Source organism: Ensifer adhaerens (genome assembly GCF_002940685.1).
Classification (GTDB): domain Bacteria; phylum Pseudomonadota; class Alphaproteobacteria; order Rhizobiales; family Rhizobiaceae; genus Ensifer; species Ensifer adhaerens_E.
In genome coordinates this window covers 36,774-53,690 of sequence record NZ_PNFP01000001.1, presented here as the reverse complement: position 1 = coordinate 53,690, position 16,917 = coordinate 36,774, and the positions used below count along the sequence as shown (strand labels likewise).

19 protein-coding genes are annotated in these 16,917 nt (G+C 64.2%); 7 read left to right on the top strand and 12 right to left on the bottom strand.

Going from position 1 to position 16,917, the window contains the following annotated elements:
* Positions 1-24: 24 nt before the first annotated feature.
* Both C1A35_RS00270 and C1A35_RS00265 read right to left on the bottom strand, forming a co-directional pair.
* Positions 25-1,029, bottom strand: coding sequence for an inorganic phosphate transporter (locus C1A35_RS00270; protein ID WP_104662396.1), 1,005 nt, complete (start codon positions 1,027-1,029; stop codon positions 25-27).
* A complete protein-coding gene (locus tag C1A35_RS00265) occupies positions 1,029-1,673 on the bottom strand; it encodes a DUF47 domain-containing protein (RefSeq protein ID WP_104662395.1) in 645 nt (214 codons plus the stop codon). The genes C1A35_RS00270 and C1A35_RS00265 overlap by 1 nt, the downstream gene beginning before the upstream one ends.
* Positions 1,674-1,876: 203 nt before the next feature.
* On the opposite strand from C1A35_RS00265, the gene recF reads away from it, so the two are divergent.
* The 3 genes from recF to C1A35_RS00250 are packed head-to-tail and all read left to right on the top strand — an operon-like array spanning position 1,877 to position 4,269.
* The gene (gene recF, locus C1A35_RS00260) at positions 1,877-3,001 is read left to right on the top strand and encodes a DNA replication/repair protein RecF (RefSeq protein ID WP_104662394.1); all 1,125 of its coding nucleotides are present in this window, start codon (positions 1,877-1,879) and stop codon (positions 2,999-3,001) included.
* A 28-nt stretch (positions 3,002-3,029) separates the two neighbouring features.
* Positions 3,030-3,791: a molybdopterin-synthase adenylyltransferase MoeB gene (locus C1A35_RS00255; protein WP_104662393.1), complete on the top strand. Its 762-nt coding sequence runs from the start codon at positions 3,030-3,032 to the stop codon at positions 3,789-3,791.
* 7 nt (positions 3,792-3,798) lie between these two features.
* Positions 3,799-4,269, top strand: a complete 471-nt coding sequence (locus C1A35_RS00250) for a GNAT family N-acetyltransferase (protein WP_104662392.1) — start codon at positions 3,799-3,801, stop codon at positions 4,267-4,269.
* Between the two features lie 58 nt (positions 4,270-4,327).
* On the opposite strand, the gene C1A35_RS00245 is transcribed toward C1A35_RS00250, so the two are convergent.
* Positions 4,328-5,332: a 2-hydroxyacid dehydrogenase gene (locus C1A35_RS00245; protein WP_034804939.1), complete on the bottom strand. Its 1,005-nt coding sequence runs from the start codon at positions 5,330-5,332 to the stop codon at positions 4,328-4,330.
* Positions 5,333-5,514: 182 nt separating this feature from the next.
* Here C1A35_RS00245 and C1A35_RS00240 point away from each other — a divergent pair, with 182 nt between their 5' ends.
* Positions 5,515-6,066: an SH3 domain-containing protein gene (locus C1A35_RS00240; RefSeq protein WP_104662391.1), complete on the top strand. Its 552-nt coding sequence runs from the start codon at positions 5,515-5,517 to the stop codon at positions 6,064-6,066.
* 39 nt (positions 6,067-6,105) lie between these two features.
* On the opposite strand, the gene C1A35_RS00235 is transcribed toward C1A35_RS00240, so the two are convergent.
* Both C1A35_RS00235 and C1A35_RS00230 read right to left on the bottom strand, forming a co-directional pair.
* Positions 6,106-7,098, bottom strand: a complete 993-nt coding sequence (locus tag C1A35_RS00235) for an adenosine kinase (protein WP_104662390.1) — start codon at positions 7,096-7,098, stop codon at positions 6,106-6,108.
* An 87-nt stretch (positions 7,099-7,185) separates the two neighbouring features.
* Complete coding sequence (locus C1A35_RS00230) at positions 7,186-7,614, bottom strand: VOC family protein (protein WP_104662389.1); 429 nt, start codon at positions 7,612-7,614, stop codon at positions 7,186-7,188.
* A gap of 68 nt (positions 7,615-7,682) precedes the next feature.
* Here C1A35_RS00230 and C1A35_RS00225 point away from each other — a divergent pair, with 68 nt between their 5' ends.
* Entirely contained in the window at positions 7,683-8,276 is a 594-nt protein-coding gene (locus tag C1A35_RS00225) for a TetR/AcrR family transcriptional regulator (protein WP_104662388.1), read from the top strand.
* A 26-nt stretch (positions 8,277-8,302) separates the two neighbouring features.
* On the opposite strand, the gene nth is transcribed toward C1A35_RS00225, so the two are convergent.
* A complete protein-coding gene (gene nth, locus C1A35_RS00220; protein WP_104662885.1) occupies positions 8,303-9,088 on the bottom strand; it encodes an endonuclease III in 786 nt (261 codons plus the stop codon).
* A 22-nt stretch (positions 9,089-9,110) separates the two neighbouring features.
* Between nth and C1A35_RS00215 the strand changes: the two genes are divergently transcribed.
* Positions 9,111-9,608, top strand: coding sequence for a DUF2244 domain-containing protein (locus C1A35_RS00215; RefSeq protein ID WP_104662387.1), 498 nt, complete (start codon positions 9,111-9,113; stop codon positions 9,606-9,608).
* Between the two features lie 103 nt (positions 9,609-9,711).
* A complete protein-coding gene (locus tag C1A35_RS00210) occupies positions 9,712-10,599 on the top strand; it encodes a methylated-DNA--[protein]-cysteine S-methyltransferase (RefSeq protein ID WP_104662386.1) in 888 nt (295 codons plus the stop codon).
* A gap of 76 nt (positions 10,600-10,675) precedes the next feature.
* Here the strand turns inward: C1A35_RS00210 and C1A35_RS00205 are convergent, their stop codons facing one another.
* From C1A35_RS00205 to mepA, 6 genes are all read right to left on the bottom strand, one after another.
* Positions 10,676-11,311, bottom strand: a complete 636-nt coding sequence (locus tag C1A35_RS00205) for a 2,3-bisphosphoglycerate-dependent phosphoglycerate mutase (protein ID WP_104662385.1) — start codon at positions 11,309-11,311, stop codon at positions 10,676-10,678.
* Positions 11,312-11,345: 34 nt separating this feature from the next.
* Positions 11,346-12,164 (bottom strand): 4-hydroxy-tetrahydrodipicolinate reductase, encoded by an 819-nt coding sequence (gene dapB, locus C1A35_RS00200; RefSeq protein WP_104662384.1) that lies wholly within the window; start codon positions 12,162-12,164, stop codon positions 11,346-11,348.
* Between the two features lie 20 nt (positions 12,165-12,184).
* The gene (locus tag C1A35_RS00195; protein WP_104662383.1) at positions 12,185-14,005 is read right to left on the bottom strand and encodes an ABC transporter ATP-binding protein; all 1,821 of its coding nucleotides are present in this window, start codon (positions 14,003-14,005) and stop codon (positions 12,185-12,187) included.
* Positions 14,006-14,117: 112 nt separating this feature from the next.
* Positions 14,118-15,137, bottom strand: a complete 1,020-nt coding sequence (locus C1A35_RS00190; protein ID WP_104662884.1) for a glucokinase — start codon at positions 15,135-15,137, stop codon at positions 14,118-14,120.
* Between the two features lie 120 nt (positions 15,138-15,257).
* The gene (locus C1A35_RS00185; protein ID WP_104662382.1) at positions 15,258-15,638 is read right to left on the bottom strand and encodes a methylglyoxal synthase; all 381 of its coding nucleotides are present in this window, start codon (positions 15,636-15,638) and stop codon (positions 15,258-15,260) included.
* Positions 15,639-15,738: 100 nt separating this feature from the next.
* Positions 15,739-16,791 (bottom strand): penicillin-insensitive murein endopeptidase, encoded by a 1,053-nt coding sequence (mepA, locus tag C1A35_RS00180; protein WP_104662381.1) that lies wholly within the window; start codon positions 16,789-16,791, stop codon positions 15,739-15,741.
* Positions 16,792-16,917: the final 126 nt, after the last annotated feature.

Sequence of the window (16,917 nt, the reverse complement as noted above, 5' to 3'; positions counted from 1 at the left end):
GGCGGGGGACAGGTTCTGCTTCAATCAGAAGAACAGATCGATGGCGAAGTAGCTCAGCGCCGAAATCGCCGCCGCGGCGGGCATGGTGATGAACCAGGCAATGACGATGTTGCCGGCAAGCCCCCAGCGCACCGCCGAAACGCGACGGGCGGCACCGACACCGATGATCGCGCCGGTGATGGTGTGGGTCGTCGAGACCGGAATGCCGAGCCAGGTGGCGGCAAACAGCGTGATCGCCCCGCCGGTTTCGGCGCAGAAGCCCTGCATCGGATTGAGCTTGGTGATCTTCGAGCCCATCGTGTGGACGATACGCCAGCCGCCGAACAGCGTGCCAAGCGCGATCGCCGCCTGGCAGGTGATCACCACCCAGAAGGGCACGTAGAATTCCGAGCCAAGATAGCCCTGCGAGAACAGAAGCACGGCGATGATGCCCATGGTCTTCTGCGCGTCGTTGCCGCCGTGGCCGAGCGAATAGAGCGAGGCCGAGATGAACTGCATCACGCGGAAGGTGCGGTCGACGGCAAAGGGCGTCTGGCGCACGAAGATCCAGGAGACGAGCAACACCAGGAGCAGCGCCAGGAAGAAGCCGATCGCCGGCGACATGAAGATGGCGCCGACCGTCTTCAGAAGGCCGGTCCAGACGATGGAACTGAAGCCGGTGGAGGCGAGGCCGGCGCCGACCAGGCCGCCGATCAGCGCGTGCGACGAGCTCGACGGAATGCCGAAGAGCCAGGTGACGATGTTCCAGACGATCGCCCCGATCAGCGCCGAGAAGATCACCAGCGGCGTGACGATGCCGGGGTCGATGATGCCCTTGCCGAGCGTCTCGGCCACGTGCAGGCCGAAGAACAGGAAGGCGATGAAGTTGAAGAAGGCCGCCCACATCACCGCATATTGCGGCCGGAGCACCCGTGTCGAGACGATCGTCGCGATCGAGTTGGCGGCGTCGTGCAGACCGTTCAGGAAGTCGAAGAACAGCGCGATGCCGATCAGCCCGACCAGCAACGGAAAGGCGAGCGTCGCATCCATCAGACGTTCTCGATCACGATGCCGCTGATTTCATTGGCGACGTCCTCGAAGCGGTCGACGACCTTTTCCAGTTCGCCATAGATCTCGCTGCCGATGATGTAGGCCATCGGGTTTTCGGCGCCGTGGCGGCGGAAGAGATCCTTGAGGCCCTGTTCGTGCAATTCGTCGGAACGACCCTCGATGCGGGTGACCTCCTCGGCAATGGCGATGAGCCGGTCGTGATTGGCGCCGATCCGGTCGAGCAGCGGAATGGCCTCGGCGATCAGGTGTGCGGCCTTGACGACCGTCGTGCCCATTTCGCGCATGCCGGGATCGAAGCTCTTCTGCTCGTAAAGCCGGATCGTCTTGACCGTCTTGTGCATCATGTCGATGGCGTCGTCCATCGACTGGATCAGATCCTTGATGTCGCCGCGGTCGAAGGGGGTGATAAAGGACCGGCGCACGGCCAGCAGCACCTCGGCGGTGATGTGGTCCGCCTCATCCTCGAGCGCGACGATCCGGTCGCAGTGTTTTTCCAGATCGTCACCACCGGCGAGAACCTTGTCGAGCGCATCGGCAGCACCGACGACGGTGCGCGAATGTTTTGCGAAGAGGTCGAAGAAGCGATCCTCGCGGGGAAGAAGTTTGCGGAACCAGGCCAGCATCACACGTATATCCATCTGTGGATTGTCATGCGGCTGTCATATTTCACCAGGTCCTTTATGAAAAGCACCGAATCAAAGGGGTTTGTCGCCTTTCCCCTGTCGAATCGGCCTATCCTGCACGATATGGCAACGCTTCCCATTTCGCCTTGCCTTGGCAGGCGCTTTCGTCCTAGCTGGCGCCCACTGTCGAATCCGGACTGCCGATGCCAAACAAGGTCTTTCTCAACCGCCTGAAGCTTACGGAGTTCCGCAACTATGCGGCCCTCTCGCTTGAGCTCGATCAGCGCCATGTGGTGCTGACGGGGGAGAACGGCGCCGGCAAGACCAACCTCATGGAAGCCGTCTCTTTCCTTTCGCCCGGCCGCGGCCTCAGGCGCGCAGCCTATGCGGACGTGACCCGGGTCGGTGCCAGCGACGGGTTCTCGGTCTTTGCGGAAGTCGAGGGCATGGAGGGGACCGTCGAGATCGGCACCGGGACTGCCGGCATCACGGAAGGGCAATCCCGGCGGCTGCGGCTGAATGGAACACCGGCAGCGACCGTCGACGAACTGACCGATCACCTGCGCGTTCTCTGGCTGACACCTTCGATGGACGGGCTTTTTACCGGGCCTTCGGCCGACCGGAGGCGGTTTCTCGACCGGCTGGTGCTTTCGCTCGATCCGGAGCATGGCCGGCGCGCCAGCGAATTCGACCGGGCGATGCGCAGCCGCAACCGGCTGCTCGGCGAATTTCGCCCGGACCCGGCCTGGCTGACGGCGATCGAGCGCGAAATGGCAGGTCTCGGCGTCTCGATGGCGCTGGCACGGCAGGAAATGCTCGGTCTGTTGACGGCGCTCGTCGAGCGCACTGTCGACGAAAGCGTCTTTCCGTCAGCACGGCTCGCCCTTTCCGGCTTTCTCGACGACGAGGGCCATCGTCCGGCCTATGATCTGGAAGAACAATATCTGACGATGCTGCGTGACGGGCGTCCACGCGACGCGGCGGCGGGGCGCACGCTCGACGGGCCGCACCGGAGCGACCTGCTCGTGCGTCACCGCGAAAAGGACATGGAGGCAGCCCGCTGCTCGACCGGGGAGCAGAAGGCACTGCTCGTCGGCCTGGTGCTGGCGCATGCACGCCTCGTCGGCGACATGACGGGCCACGCGCCGATCCTGCTGCTCGACGAGATCGCCGCCCATCTCGACGTCAACCGGCGCGCCGCTCTGTTCGATCTCGTCGATGGCCTTGGCGGCCAGACCTTCATGACCGGGACGGACCAGGCGATGTTCGAGGCGCTCGGCGAGCGCGGCCGCTTTCTGACGGTTTCGCACGGCAGTGTTACGGGATAAGCAAGGGGTCACCGAGGAGGATTTTGCCATGACCGGTGAGAACAAGCTCGACCAATCGGAGATCACCCGCTACGCCCGTCATATCGTGCTGCCGGAAATCGGCGGCGCCGGCCAGCAAAGGCTGAAGGCGGCCCGTGTGCTGGTGATCGGGGCCGGCGGGCTCGGCGCTCCGGTGCTCGTCTATCTTGCCGCCGCCGGCATCGGCCGGATCGGCATCGTCGACGACGATGCGGTCGCGCTTTCCAATCTTCAGCGGCAGATCATCCACCGCACCGAAGACATCGACCGCGCCAAGGTCGAAAGAGCCGCCGAAGCCATCGCCTCGCTCAATCCGCATGTCGGCGTCGACGAACACAGGCTGCGGCTCAACCCCGACAATGCCGAGGCTCTGTTCCGGCAGTATGACCTGGTGATCGATGGCTCGGACAATTTCGATACCCGCTATCTCGCCGCCGATACGGCGGCAGCGGTCGGCATTCCGCTGGTGACCGGCGCCGTCGGCCGCTTCGACGGGTCGCTCACGGTACTGATGCCCTACAGCGCCGGCGCCGATGGACGGCCGAACCCCTCCTACCGCGATCTCTTTCCCGAACCGCCGCCGGCCGGCGTCGTGCCGTCCTGCGCCGAGGCCGGCATCGTCGGCGCATTGACCGGCGTCATCGGCACTTTGCAGGCGATGGAGGCGATCAAGGTGATCGCCGGTTTCGGCGAACCGCTGGTCGGACGGCTGTTGATGTATGATGCGCTGACGGCGCAGTTCAACACCATCCGCTATCGTCGCAGAGCATAGGCCGACCATGGCGCAGATCTTTCGCATCGACGAAGCATTCGACCGACACGAGGAACTGTTGGCGCTGATCCTTGGCGCCTTCTCCTACATGGACGGGCGGATCGATCCACCGTCGTCGGCGCATGCATTGAACTTCGAGTTGCTCCGGCAGAAGATCGTTGACGAAATCGCCTTCGGCGTCCGCGACGGCGAAAGGCTCGTCGGCTGTATCTTCTGCAAGCCGGAGGATGATTGCCTCTATATCGGCAAGCTTGCCGTCGCGCTGGAGACGCAAGGAAAGGGCATCGGCCGGCTGCTGCTCGCCGAAGCGGAGGCGACGGCGCGTGCGCTGAAGCTTCCGGCGCTGAGGCTCCTCACCCGCATCGAACTCGTCGACAATCACCGGGCGTTTGCCGCCTGGGGTTTCGTCCAGAGCGGCACGATGTGCCATCCCGGCTTTACCCGGCCGACGGCAATCGAGATGCGCAAGACGCTTTAGGACTTCGAACACGCCAAGCTCGGGAGAACCCGCGCCGCAGGCATGCGGCGCCCGGCGATCAGTCGCGCCCGGGCAGCACCCGGTCCGGTGGTCGATGGCCATCAAAGAAGGTGCGGATGTTGATCACCACCTTCTCGCCCATGTCGATGCGGCCTTCGAGCGTCGCCGAGCTCATATGCGGCAAGAGCACCACTTTGCCCTCACCGGCAAGCTTGATCAGCTTCGGATTAACGGCCGGCTCGTTTTCGAAGACGTCGAGGCCGGCGCCAGCGATCTTGCCTTCGCGCAGCGACTTGATCAGCGCCGTCTCGTCGATGATGCCGCCGCGGGCGGTATTGACGATGTAGCTGTCCGGCCGCATCAGCGCCAATCGCCGTGCCGAGAGCAGGTGGTAGGTCGCCGGCGTCGACGGGCAGTTGACCGAGACGATATCGACGCGGGCGAGCATCTGGTCGAGGCTGTCCCAATAGGTCGCCTCGAGCATCTCCTCGGTTTCGGCCTTCACCCGGTGGCGGTTGTGATAGTGGATCGAAAGGCCGAAGGCCTTGGCACGTCGGGCGACCGCGGTGCCGATCCGGCCCATGCCGACGATGCCGATGCGCTTGCCCGCGATGCGGCGGCCGAGCATCCAGGTCGGCGACCAGCCGGCCCATTCGCCCTTGCGGTCGGTCAGGATCTGCGCACCTTCGGCAAGCCTTCTCGGCACGGCGAGGATCAGCGCCATCGCCATGTCGGCGGTGTCTTCCGTCAGCACGTTCGGCGTGTTGGTGACGGTGATACCCTTGCGGGCTGCGGCATCGACGTCAATGTTGTCGACGCCGTTCGAGAAACTGGCGATCAGCTTCAGCTGCGGGCCGGCCTGCTCGATCAGCGCCGCGTCGATGCGATCGGTCACCGTCGGCACCAGCACGTCGGCGCGCTTGACGGCGGCGACAAGCTCCGGCTGGCTGCGCGGCGTGTCGTCGATGTTCAGCTCCGCATCGAAGAGTTCGCGCATGCGCGTCTCGACGATGTCAGGCAGTTTGCGGGTGATGTAGACCGTGGGCTTCTTCTTGCTTGTCATTGCTGCGACGGGCCTTGTTGACGGGTCCTTAACCAAGTTGGGCGATACTTTCTCCCTGTAGCCGCAATTTCTACCAGACCCCACCGGGAAGACAAACAAAACTCGCGTCGTCGTCCCCGCGATTTCCGCCCGTCCCATGGGCCTCAAGTGAACTGCGCCTGCAAAAGCTAGTGCCACGGAATATGGGCTTCGTCATGCGTCACGTCATTTCCAGATTCTCGCTCGCTTTGATCGCCGCCTGCCTTGGCGCCGGGATCATGGCGTCCGCCGCTTACGCCCAGGCCGCCAAGGGCGCCAGCGGGCTGCCACTGCCGCGCTTCGTCAGCCTCAAGTCCAAGAGCGTCAATCTGAGAATCGGTCCGAGCGTCGATTACGCGGTCGCCTTCCGCTACATGAAGCCGGGCGTGCCGGTGGAGATCATCCAGGAATACGACAACTGGCGCCGGATCCGTGACGCCGACGGCACCGAGGGTTGGGTGAACCAGGCGCTGCTTTCCGGCGACCGCACCGCCGTTGCCGCTCCCTGGATGCGCGGCAAGGGCGAAGGCGTCTTCGTCAACATGCGCCGCGACGCGCAGGGCAATTCCCCGATCGTCGCCCGCATGGAGCCCGGTGTCATCGTGAAAGTCGGCGAGTGCAATGGCGACTGGTGCCATGCCGAAGCGCAAGGCGTCGAAGGCTGGATCGCCCAGGGCGAAATCTGGGGCGCCTATCCGGGCGAGGCCTTCAAGTAAGGCCGCGCCCGTCCTTAGCCAAAAATCAATTCGGTCGGATCAGGCAAGACCAGCCTGTTTGGCGGCCGTTTCCAGCGAGACCATCGGCCGCGGCCCGATCTGGCCGATGACGATGCCGGCGGCGAGGTTGCCGAGCTTGCTGCAGTCTTCGAGCGAGCGCCCGGTCGTGTAACCGTAGAGGAATCCGGCAGCATAGAGATCGCCGGCACCCGTCGTGTCGACGACCTGGGCGATCGGCGTCGCACCGACGCGAACCCGTTCGGAACCACGCACGACGACCGAACCCTCTTCGCTCAGCGTCACCGCCGCAAGCTTGCAATCCTTCGACAGCTTCTCCAGCGCCAGATCGAAATCCTCGGTCTCGTAGAGCGCCAGCGCTTCCTGCTTGTTGGCAAAGACGATATCGACCGTGCCGGAACGCATGAGATCCAGGAACTCGTCGCGGTAGCGGTGGACACAGAAGCTGTCGGACAGCGTGATCGCGGTTTCGCGACCGTTCTCGTGCGCGATGCGGGCGGTCTCGCGGATGGCATCCTTGGCGCGCGGCGGATCCCAGAGATAGCCTTCGAAATAGGTCACCTTGGCTTCAGCGACGATCTCGGGCTCCACGTCCTCGGGGCCAAGTTCGACGCAGGCGCCGAGATAGGTGTTCATCGAGCGTTCGCCGTCTTCGGTAACGAAGATCATCGAGCGTGCCGTCGGCGGCACGTTTTCGAGCGGCTTCGTCTGGAAGTAGACGCCCTGGGCGCGGATATCGTGGGCGAAGATCTCGCCGAGCTGGTCGCTTGCGGTCTTGCCGAAATAGGCGGCACGGCCGCCGAGGCTGGCGACACCGGCTGCCGTATTGCCGGCGCTGCCGCCGGAGGCTTCGACCGCCGGGCCCATGCGCGAGTACAGCAACTCGGCCCGCTCGGCGTCGATGAGGTTCATGGCGCCCTTTATGATGCCGTTTTCATTGAGAAAAGCATCGTCGCAGCGCGCGATGATATCGACGATGGCGTTGCCGATCGTCAGCACGTCGTATTTTGTCATGAACCTTATCCGGTCTCCGTGATGGCCGGTGTTCGTTAATACCGGTTTTCCGGCCATTTGGAAGACAAAAGACGCGTGCCGGTCGCTTCACACCGTAGGAAGCGCGCTTTCGTCGTAGGCGGCGGCGAATTCAGCACTTGGCGGAATGGGCTTGATGATGTCGATCAGCACGCCGTTCGGGTCAGCGGTGATGAAATGGCGCTGGCCGAAGTCCTCGTCGCGCAAGGCCTTCAGGATCGGCAGCCCGGCGGCGGCCAATCGCTCATGGATGGCGTCCGGATCCTCGACCTCGAAGTTCAGGAGAAGACCGCGGGTCGGCGCGCGCGCCTCTTCGGGGATGGTTTCGTGTCGGTAATCGAGCACGGCCAGCGTCACGTGCTCGTCCTCGATCGACTGGAGGTGCACATACCAGTCGGTGGTGAAGAGTGCCTGGAAACGGAAATGATCGATGTAGAAGGCGGCGGTGGCGGCAACGTCCGCTGTCATGATGACCGGGTAGTAGCTCGTCGATTTCATGGCTTTTCCTCGCTCGGGCAATATCATACAATCTGTATGTTTCTTTAATTAACATACAGGCTGAATGTATGCAACAGGAAGTTTCCCGACGCTCCAACCGCGAGCGCTCCGACACGACGCGTGCCGCAATCCTCGATGCCGCCCGCGGTCTCTTCGTCAGCCGCGGCTACGCCGATACCTCGACCCCGGACATCGTGTCCGCCGCCGGCTTGACCCGCGGCGCGCTCTATCACCATTTCGAGGACAAGAAGGCGCTGTTCCGCGCCGTGGCGGAGCGGGAAGCGGGCGCGGTGGCGGCGACGATCGAGCGGGAAACGGCAAACGATCTGACGCCGCGCGAGGCGCTGAAGGTCGGCGCCCGCGCCTATTTCGACGCCATGGGCGAGCCGGGCCGCATCCGCCTTCTTCTGCTCGACGGACCCGCCGTGCTCGGCAAGAAGGAGATGATGGCGATCGATGCCGCCCATGCCCAGAGAACGCTGGAAGAAGGCATTGCCGAAGCAATGGCGCCGGCTGCACCCGATGCGGCAACGCTATCGGCCATGGCCTCGCTGCTTTCGGCCGCCTTCGATCGCGCCGCGCTCGACATTGCCGACGGTGCGCCGAGCGAGATCTATGTCGAAACGATCGGCACGCTGATCGACCGGATGGTGTCGGCCTGACGCCGATGCCGGATTTCGCCCCAGGCTCAGCCTGCGGCCGAGATCATCTGCGGCGGCAGTTCGACGAGCGGCGCCGGGATGTCGCAGGTCTTTTCCGGCGACTTGCAGAGATCGGCGATGACACAGCGCTCGCATTCGGGTTTGCGCGCCTTGCAGCAATAGCGCCCGTGCAGGATCAGCCAGTGATGGGCGTGATAGAGATATTCGTCCGGGATGATCCGGATCAGCTTGTCTTCCACTTCGTCCGGGGTCTTGCCCGGCGCCAGACAGATCCTGTTGGCGATACGCAGGATGTGGGTGTCGACGGCGATGGTCGACTGGCCGAATGCCATGGAAAGCACCACATTGGCGGTCTTGCGCCCGACGCCCGGAAGCGTCACCAGCTCTTCGCGTGTGCGCGGCACCTCGCCACCGAAGTCGCGGATCAGCATCTCGCTGAGCGCGATGACGTTCCTGGCCTTGTTGCGATAGAGACCGATGGTCTTGATGTAGTCCCGGACCTTCTCTTCCCCGAGCGCCAGCATCTTCTGCGGCGTGTCGGCGATGGCGAAAAGCGCGCGCGTCGCCTTGTTGACGCCGGCATCGGTCGCCTGCGCCGAAAGCGCCACGGCAACGACCAGCGTGAACGGGTTGACGTGCTCCAGTTCGCCCTTCGGTTCGGGGCGCTGGATCGAGAAGCGGCGGAAGATCTCCTTGAGCTCGTCCTGGCTGTAGAGGCTCTTCACCCGCGGCGTGGCGCGCCGGCTCGACTTCGGTTTTGCAGCGCCCCGTTTTGCGACGCCTGGGGGCAATTTCGGCTTCACGTTTTTCATGATGCATCTATAGTCAAAGGCCATGATCAATGGCAACGCCACCACCCCACCCGAGGATGCGCCGGTCTTCACCGCCGAGCTGACGCCCTATCGCTCGCTCGGCCGTCGTGGCGTCAAGGTCTTCTTCCTGATCGCCGGGCTCTTGAGCCTGGTGCACGCTTTCGTCTTTTTCGTCATCGGCGCGTGGCCGGTCGTGTTCTTCTTCGGGCTCGATTATCTCCTGCTGTTCGGCGCCTTCTGGCTGAACAACCGCTCGGCCCTCAGCCGCGAAGAGGTCAGCGTTAGCAGGACCGACGTCTCCGTGCGCAAGTTCACGCCCTCCGGTCAGATCACCGAACATCGCTTCAACCCGTTCTGGGCGCGCTTCAACATCGCCCGCCACCAGGAGATCGGCATCGTTTCGATGACCATCAGCGGCGGCGGGCGGCGGACCGACATCGGATCGTTTCTCAACCGCGATGATCGCGAGACCTTTGCGCTGGCGCTGTCGGGCGCGCTTGCCACCGTTCGCCGCCGTTGACCCCGACAATTGCAACGCCGCGCCAGACGATCGCATCTTTTCAAGTTTCGGGTGGTTGACGGGGCCAGCAAATGGTTACCTGTGAGATGACAGGAGACGAGCCATGAACATTGCGACATCCGTACCCACCGACATCACGCCGAAGGGCACCGATTACGATACGGTCAGCCGCGTGATCGAAATGCTCACCGAAGACTATCGCGACCAGCCGTCGCTCGAAGTGGTGGCGCAACGCCTGAAGCAGTCGCCTACGCAGCTCCAGAAGGTCTTTACCCGCTGGGCCGGGCTGTCGCCGAAAGCCTTCCTGCAGGCCGTCACCCTCGACCACGCCAAGCGCCTGCTGCGCCAGGAAGACATGCCGCTGCTCGAGACCAGCATCGAAGTGGGCCTGTCGGGACCAAGCCGCCTGCACGACCTGTTCGTCACCCACGAGGCGATGTCGCCGGGCGAGTGGAAGGCGCGCGGCGAAGGCCTGACGATCCGCTACGGCTACCACCCCTCCCCCTTCGGCACGGCGCTCGTGATGATTACCGACCGCGGGCTTGCAGGCCTTGCCTTCAACGATGCGGGCGGCGAGCAGGCGAGCTTCGAGGACATGGCGCAGCGCTGGCCGAACGCCCGCTACATCGAGGACAGCGCGGCGACGTCCCAATACGCCGCGCGCATCTTCGATCCGTCGCGCTGGCGCCAGAACGAGCCGTTGCGCATCTTCCTGATCGGTTCCGACTTCCAGATCCGGGTCTGGCAGGCGCTGCTCAAGATCCCGCTCGGCTGCGCCACCACCTATTCGAACATCGCCGGCAACATCGGCCAGCCGACGGCATCGCGCGCGGTGGGTGCTGCCGTCGGGCGCAACCCGATCTCGTTCGTGGTTCCGTGCCACCGCGCGCTCGGAAAGAGCGGCGATCTCACTGGTTACCACTGGGGCCTGACGCGCAAGCGCGCCATCCTCGGCTGGGAGGCCGGCCAGGCGGCGGACGGCACGATCTGATCACCAGCTTCCCGAATCATCGGAGACAAAAAAGGGGCGCTCGGCGCCCCTTTTTTCATTCCCTGTCTGTCAGCGCTCAGTGGGCGGCGGACATGTCGCCGAGCACTTCCTTGGAAGCGACGGTCGAATTGGCGTTGAGCTTGTAGACCATCGGCACGCCGGTCGCGAGATTGAGCTTCAGGATCTGTTCCTTCGACAGGCGGTCGAGCACCATGACCAGCGAGCGCAGCGAGTTGCCGTGGGCAGCGACCAGGACCTTCTGGCCCGACAGCACACGCGGCAGGATCTCGGTCAGGTAATAGGGCCAGACGCGGGCGCCGGTGTCGCGCAGGCTCTCGCCGCCCGGAGGCGGAATGTCATAGGAGCGGCGCCAGATATGCACCTGCTCTTCGCCCCACTTCTCGCGCGCGTCATCCTTGTTGAGGCCCGAGAGATCACCATAGTCGCGTTCGTTCAGGGCCTGGTCTCGGATGGTTTCCAGCGACGACTGGCCAACGGCGTCGAGCACGAACTGGCAGGTACGCTGGGCGCGGACGAGATCCGAAGTGAAGGCGATGTCGAACTTGATGCCGTAGTCGGCAAGCGCCTTGCCGCCAGCCTTGGCTTCCTCGACGCCGAGTTCCGTCAGATCCGGATCACGCCAGCCGGTGAACAGGTTCTTCAGGTTCCAGTCGCTCTGGCCATGCCGGACGAGGACGAGAGTACCGCTCATGTCGAATTCCCCTTGAGACTTGAGAGTGGAAAGGTCAGTTGAGCCCGAGAACGTCGAGCATCGAATAGAAACCGGGCTTCTGGTTGCGGGCCCAGAGTGCGGCGGTGACGGCACCGCGCGCGAAGATCGAACGGTCCGTGGCACTGTGCGACAAGGTCACCTGCTCGCCTTCGCCGGCAAGAATGACCGAGTGCTCGCCGATGACCGAGCCGCCGCGCAGGGTGGCAAAACCGATCGTGCCCGCCGGGCGCGGTCCCGTATGGCCGTCGCGCACGCGCACGGAATGCTCGGCAAGCGCGATATCGCGCCCCGTCGCCGCCGCTTGGCCGAGAAGCAGGGCCGTGCCCGAGGGGGCATCGACCTTGTGCCTGTGGTGCATTTCGAGGATTTCGATATCCCAATCGGCCGGACCGAGCGCGCGCGCCGCCTTCTCCGTCAGCACGCCAAGCAGGTTGACGCCGAGGCTCATATTGCCCGATTTGACGATGCGGGCATGGCGGGCGGCAGCCTGGATCTTCGCCTCGTCGGCGGCCGAGCAGCCGGTGGTGCCGATGACATGGACGATGCGGGCCTGGGCGGCGAGAGCGGCAAACTCGACGGAACCTGCCGGTGCGGTGAAATCGAGCACGCCCTCGGCCTCGACGAAGGCTTCCAGCGGCCGATCGGTGACCGGCACGCCGATCGGGCCGAGGCCGGACAGTTCACCGGCGTCGCGGCCGATGAAGACCGAGCCGGGACGCTCGACCGCCGCATGCAGGCGAACGCCCTCCATCGCGTGGACCGTCCTGATCAACGTCTGGCCCATACGGCCCGCCGCACCCACCACCACGAGCTTCATATCGTTCGCGCCCATCGGTGATTTCCTTCTGTCCGCTAGTGGATTTCGACGCCGGCCGGCGCTTCGGGCGTTTCGCCGTCAGGCGACTGGCCCTGGAGATTGTGCAGGCGAGCGTAGAGACCGTCCGGCCGCCGTGCAAGATCGACATGCGTGCCTTCCTCGACGACGGAACCATCCTTCATGACGATGATCTTGTCGGCATTGACGACGGTCGAAAGACGATGTGCGATGACGATGACCGTACGCCCGCTCATGGCGTGGTCGAGCGCCTTCTGCACGGCAAGTTCCGACTCGGTGTCGAGCGCGGAGGTGGCCTCGTCGAGCAGCAGGATCGGGGCGTTGCGCACGAGTGCGCGCGCGATCGACAGGCGCTGGCGCTGGCCGCCCGAAAGCGTCATGCCGTTCTCGCCAACCGGCGTATCGTAGCCCTGGGGCTGCGCCAGGATGAAATCATGGGCGTAGGCGAGCCGTGCGGCTTCCTCCACCTCGGCATCCGTCGCTTCGATGCGGCCGTAGCGGATGTTGTCGCGGATAGAGCCTTCGAAAAGATAGGGCTGCTGCGAAACATAGGCGATGCCCTTGCGCAGCGACTGCTTGGTGACGTCGGCGATGTCCTGCCCGTCGATCAGGATCTGGCCGGAGGCCGGATCGTAGAAGCGCGGAATGAGGCTGATGACCGTCGACTTACCGGCCCCGGACGGGCCGACGAGCGCCGTCGTCTTGCCGCCCTCGGCGACGAAGTTCACGCCCTTCAGCACCTCGTCGCCATTGGCATACTTGAAGCGCACGTCGCGCAGCTCGACGGCCGCACTCGTGAAGGCCAGTTCCTTGGCGTCGGGCTTGTCGCGCTGGTGCGGCACGGTGTCGAGGATCTCATAGACCATGCGGGCGTTGACGGCGGCGCGCTCGAGCGAGACCTGCAGCCGCGCCAGACGGCGGGCGGGATCATAGGCCATCAGCAGGGCGACGACGAAAGCGAAGAAGGCGCCGGGCGGCACGTCGGCATAGATGGCGCGGAACGCCGAATAGGCAAGCACGGCCGAGATCGCGAGGCCGGCGAAGGTTTCGGTCATCGGCGCCGTGCGCTCGCTCAACCGGGCGATGCGGTTGGCGCGGTTCTCGGCCCGGCTGATGATCGTCTCGACCTTGCCGCGGAGCTCGCTCTCCATCGTAAAGGCCTTGACGATGGTGATGCCCTGAATGGTTTCCTGCATCGCGCCGAGAACGCGGCTGTTGACTTCGATCGCCTCGCGCGTGGCCGAACGCAGGCGCCTGGACACATAGCGCAGGCCCAAGAGCAGGGGCGGTGCTGCAACAAAGACGATGATCGACAGCAACCAGTCCTTGGCGAACATCACCCCGACCAGGCCGATCAGCGTCAGCAGGTCGCGGGCGATCGAGGTGACGGTCAGGTTGAGCACGTCGCGGATGCCGCTGACGTTCTGGCTGATCTGGGCTGCAAGCTGCGCCGATCGGGTCTCGTTGAAATAGCCGACGCTGAGCGCCATCAGATGGGCATAAAGACGACGCTGGTAGCGTGCGACGATGTTGTTGCCGATCTTCGAAAGCGCGACAGCCTGGCCGTAGGTGGCAAAGCCGCGCAACACGAAGGCGCCGAGGATCGCGCCGCAGACGTAGAGAACGATGTCCGCCCGCTTGTTGGCGAAGGCCTCGTTGATCACGGTTTCCATGATCGAGGCGGTAAAACCGGTCGTCGCGGCGACCACGGCCAGGCAGCCGATGGCAAAAGCATAGCCGCGAATGTGGTCACGACCGTTTTCTGCGATAACCCGCTTCAGAATTCCGCTGATCGTATCGGAGTCGACCGCGTGCTGTTTTTTATTGCTGGCGCTCAAAAAGCCCGTCTTCCCTGGAACCTATCTGACGAGCCGATACCCGGCCCGATCTTTCCCGGGGCTCTATAGTGGTTTGATGCCGCTTTGGCGAGTCTTTGCGCACGCAAGAGGTTCAGCTTCTCCAGCGGCGTCCCTCAGTTGCCACACCGAAATCCGTCGGCGTGCGGGCAAAGGCGGCCAATCCCGAGAGCGCTGCCATCGGATGAACGACGGCAAAGGTCGGGATCGTCCGCATCAGCGCCGAGTGCGGCGCCTTGTCCTCGAAGGCCGCGCGGAAGGGCGATTTCATGAGCGCCGGCAGGATCTTCTGCGAGATGCCGCCCGCAAGGAAAACGCCGCCACGGGCCATGAAGATCAGCGCCATGTCGCCGGCGACCCGCCCGAGATAGGTCGAAAACAGCGAGATGGTCTCGATCGTTGCGCGGTCACTTTCTGCGAGCGCATGCGTCGTCACTTCAGCCGGATCGGTCAGTACCGGCTCCACGCCATCGGCGGCGCAGACGGCGCGGTATAGGTTCATGATGCCGCGACCGCAGAGGATCTGCTCGCCCGCCATGCGGCCCTCGATCGGCTCGAGAAAGGGCCAGATCTGGAAGTCGCGCTCGGTGCGCGGGCCGATGTCGACATGGCCGCCTTCGCCCGGCACCGGAAACCAGGTGTGCTGCGCAAAGACCAGACCACCGACGCCGAGGCCGGTTCCCGGACCGAGCACGACGCGCGAGGTCAGCGGCCTGATGCTGCCGCCGCCGATCTGGACCAGGTCCTCGTCCGCAGGGGAAGCCACGGCGAGCGCCTGCGCCTCGAAATCGTTGATAACAAGCACGTCTTCGAGGCTAAGGCTCGAAAGCATGTCCTTCGGCCGGATGACCCAGCCGGCATTGGTCAGCGGAATTTCGTCGCCACGGATCGGACCGGCCACCGCCAGGATCGCCGAGCGCGGCTGCACGGAGGTCTTGTCGAGAATGCTTTTTTGCAGCGCCTCCTCGATCGTCTCGAAATCGCCGGTCTTGATCGGCGGCAGTTGCTTCGGCTCGGCAAAGGCGTCGATGAGCAAGGCAAACCGCGCATTGGTGCCGCCGATATCGCCGATCAGGATCGGAAAGGGAAAGCTGTGTTCACTGGTGCCGGACATCGCAAGATCCATCCTGATCGTCATCTTGGTTTGCTGGACTGTCTATCAGACAGAGCGGGACGAGGAAAAGTGCGGGAGGATTTCAGTTCGCATCCGCCCGCCGAGAGGCGATTGCCCGAATCATCTGGGGTTCAGGTCGATCAACTGCTCGGCCGTTGCGCGGTTGAGCGCCATCGGAATGTCGTAGACGATGGCGAGACGCATCAGCGCCTTGACATCGACATCATGCGGCATGGCGGTCAGGGGATCGACGAAGAAGATCAGCAACTGCACCTCGCCGGTGGCGATCATCGCGCCGATCTGCTGGTCGCCGCCGAGGGGCCCGCTTTTCAGCCGGGTGATATCGAGGCCCGGGCAAACGTCGAGGACGCGGCCGCCGGTCGTGCCAGTGGCGACGATGCGCCAGTCGCTCAGAACGTCCTCGTGCGCCTTGGCAAAGGCGGCAAGATCGTCCTTCTTCTGATCATGCGCGATCAGCGCAACACATTTCCGATCCGCCATTGCGGGCCTCGCATCCGTATTTAAATCGATTTGATTGCCCTATACATGAGCGCCGCGGGATTGGGAAGGCTGATGCCTCCCCATTGCCCGCGTCCCTGCCCTATTGCAGCGCCGGACGCGCCATCGGCACGGGGATATCGGCCGGAGGAACGTCGCCGGAAGCGCCGATCACCTGCTCGATGCTTTCGGTCGCCGCGACCGGTGCGGCGGCCCGATAGGCCGTGCCATAGGTGACGGCCGCTTCCGAAGCGGGCGCCGGGCCGTTCAGCACCAGAGCGCAGGCTTTCGGCAGATCGGCGAGCGTCGTCACCTTCGGCTTGACCGGCTTTGCGTCCGGCTTCTTGGTCGGCTTCGCCCATGGCTCGTCCGTGAACCACCAGGCCAGCGACTTGTCGCAGCCATCGCCTTCCGGCACCGCCGCCTGGTCCTTGCAGGTCGACGCGCCCGCCGGGCACTTGATGCGAATGTGGAAGTGGTAGTCGTGGCCGTAGATCGGCCGGACCTTGCCGAGGTTGGTGCGGTCGCCCGTCCAGGTATCGCAAAGCTTCTTCTTGATCGCCGGATTGACGAAGACGCGCTCCACCTGCGGATAGCTCGCCGCCAGCATGATCAGCTGCGCGTGCTTCGGCGTCCAGATCGACCGATCGACCGTCAGGAACTTGTTCTTCTGCAGCATCGAGGTCGCGGAGACGTCCTCGCGCTCGCGATAGGTGAGCGTGCGCTGAGGCATCGGCGTCAGCCAGATATCGGCATCCAGCCCGATCTGGTGCGAGGCGTGGCCCGACAGCATCGGCCCGCCGCGCGGCTGCGAGATATCGCCGAGCAGCAGCCCCGGCCAGCCGACCTTGTCGGCCGCGTCGTGGGAAAACTGCTCGATCAGCGCGATCATCTGCGGGTGGCCCCAGCGGCGGTTGCGCGACAGCCGCATCGCCTGCCAGGTGGGCCCGTCGGTCGGAATGGCGACCCCGCCGGCAAGGCATCCTTTCGCATAGAAGCCGTAGGAATTTGCCGCCATCTCGGCAGGCAGAGCCTTGGCACCGAAGAGCGTCTTGGCCGGCGTTTCGTCCGCCGCGGCGCTATCGGCGATCAGAAGGCTTGTTCCGAGCAACAGCGCAAGAAACGCCGAGCCGCAACGTCGAAATGGAGCAATCATTGAATCTCGTCCCGTTTGTCTCGCCGGTGCGGAGCACGGCCGCCAGACCCAGCGAGCCCCCAATGTAGGGCCCCGTCGTTGCCTCAGCCTTGTGAATCACGCGCCTCACCTCGATGTGACTCAAAA

Coding starts and splice junctions, on each gene's coding strand:
- dapB (WP_104662384.1), bottom strand. CDS start 12,164: ATGGGCGCGAACGATATGAAGCTCGTGGTGGTGGGTGCGGCGGGCCGT.
- C1A35_RS00255 (WP_104662393.1), top strand. CDS start 3,030: ATGACCGGTGAGAACAAGCTCGACCAATCGGAGATCACCCGCTACGCC.
- mepA (WP_104662381.1), bottom strand. CDS start 16,791: ATGATTGCTCCATTTCGACGTTGCGGCTCGGCGTTTCTTGCGCTGTTG.
- C1A35_RS00270 (WP_104662396.1), bottom strand. CDS start 1,029: ATGGATGCGACGCTCGCCTTTCCGTTGCTGGTCGGGCTGATCGGCATC.
- recF (WP_104662394.1), top strand. CDS start 1,877: ATGCCAAACAAGGTCTTTCTCAACCGCCTGAAGCTTACGGAGTTCCGC.
- nth (WP_104662885.1), bottom strand. CDS start 9,088: ATGAAAAACGTGAAGCCGAAATTGCCCCCAGGCGTCGCAAAACGGGGC.
- C1A35_RS00240 (WP_104662391.1), top strand. CDS start 5,515: ATGGGCTTCGTCATGCGTCACGTCATTTCCAGATTCTCGCTCGCTTTG.
- C1A35_RS00230 (WP_104662389.1), bottom strand. CDS start 7,614: ATGAAATCGACGAGCTACTACCCGGTCATCATGACAGCGGACGTTGCC.
- C1A35_RS00225 (WP_104662388.1), top strand. CDS start 7,683: ATGCAACAGGAAGTTTCCCGACGCTCCAACCGCGAGCGCTCCGACACG.
- C1A35_RS00185 (WP_104662382.1), bottom strand. CDS start 15,638: ATGGCGGATCGGAAATGTGTTGCGCTGATCGCGCATGATCAGAAGAAG.
- C1A35_RS00265 (WP_104662395.1), bottom strand. CDS start 1,673: ATGCTGGCCTGGTTCCGCAAACTTCTTCCCCGCGAGGATCGCTTCTTC.
- C1A35_RS00190 (WP_104662884.1), bottom strand. CDS start 15,137: ATGTCCGGCACCAGTGAACACAGCTTTCCCTTTCCGATCCTGATCGGC.
- C1A35_RS00235 (WP_104662390.1), bottom strand. CDS start 7,098: ATGACAAAATACGACGTGCTGACGATCGGCAACGCCATCGTCGATATC.
- C1A35_RS00210 (WP_104662386.1), top strand. CDS start 9,712: ATGAACATTGCGACATCCGTACCCACCGACATCACGCCGAAGGGCACC.
- C1A35_RS00205 (WP_104662385.1), bottom strand. CDS start 11,311: ATGAGCGGTACTCTCGTCCTCGTCCGGCATGGCCAGAGCGACTGGAAC.
- C1A35_RS00215 (WP_104662387.1), top strand. CDS start 9,111: ATGATCAATGGCAACGCCACCACCCCACCCGAGGATGCGCCGGTCTTC.
- C1A35_RS00245 (WP_034804939.1), bottom strand. CDS start 5,332: ATGACAAGCAAGAAGAAGCCCACGGTCTACATCACCCGCAAACTGCCT.
- C1A35_RS00250 (WP_104662392.1), top strand. CDS start 3,799: ATGGCGCAGATCTTTCGCATCGACGAAGCATTCGACCGACACGAGGAA.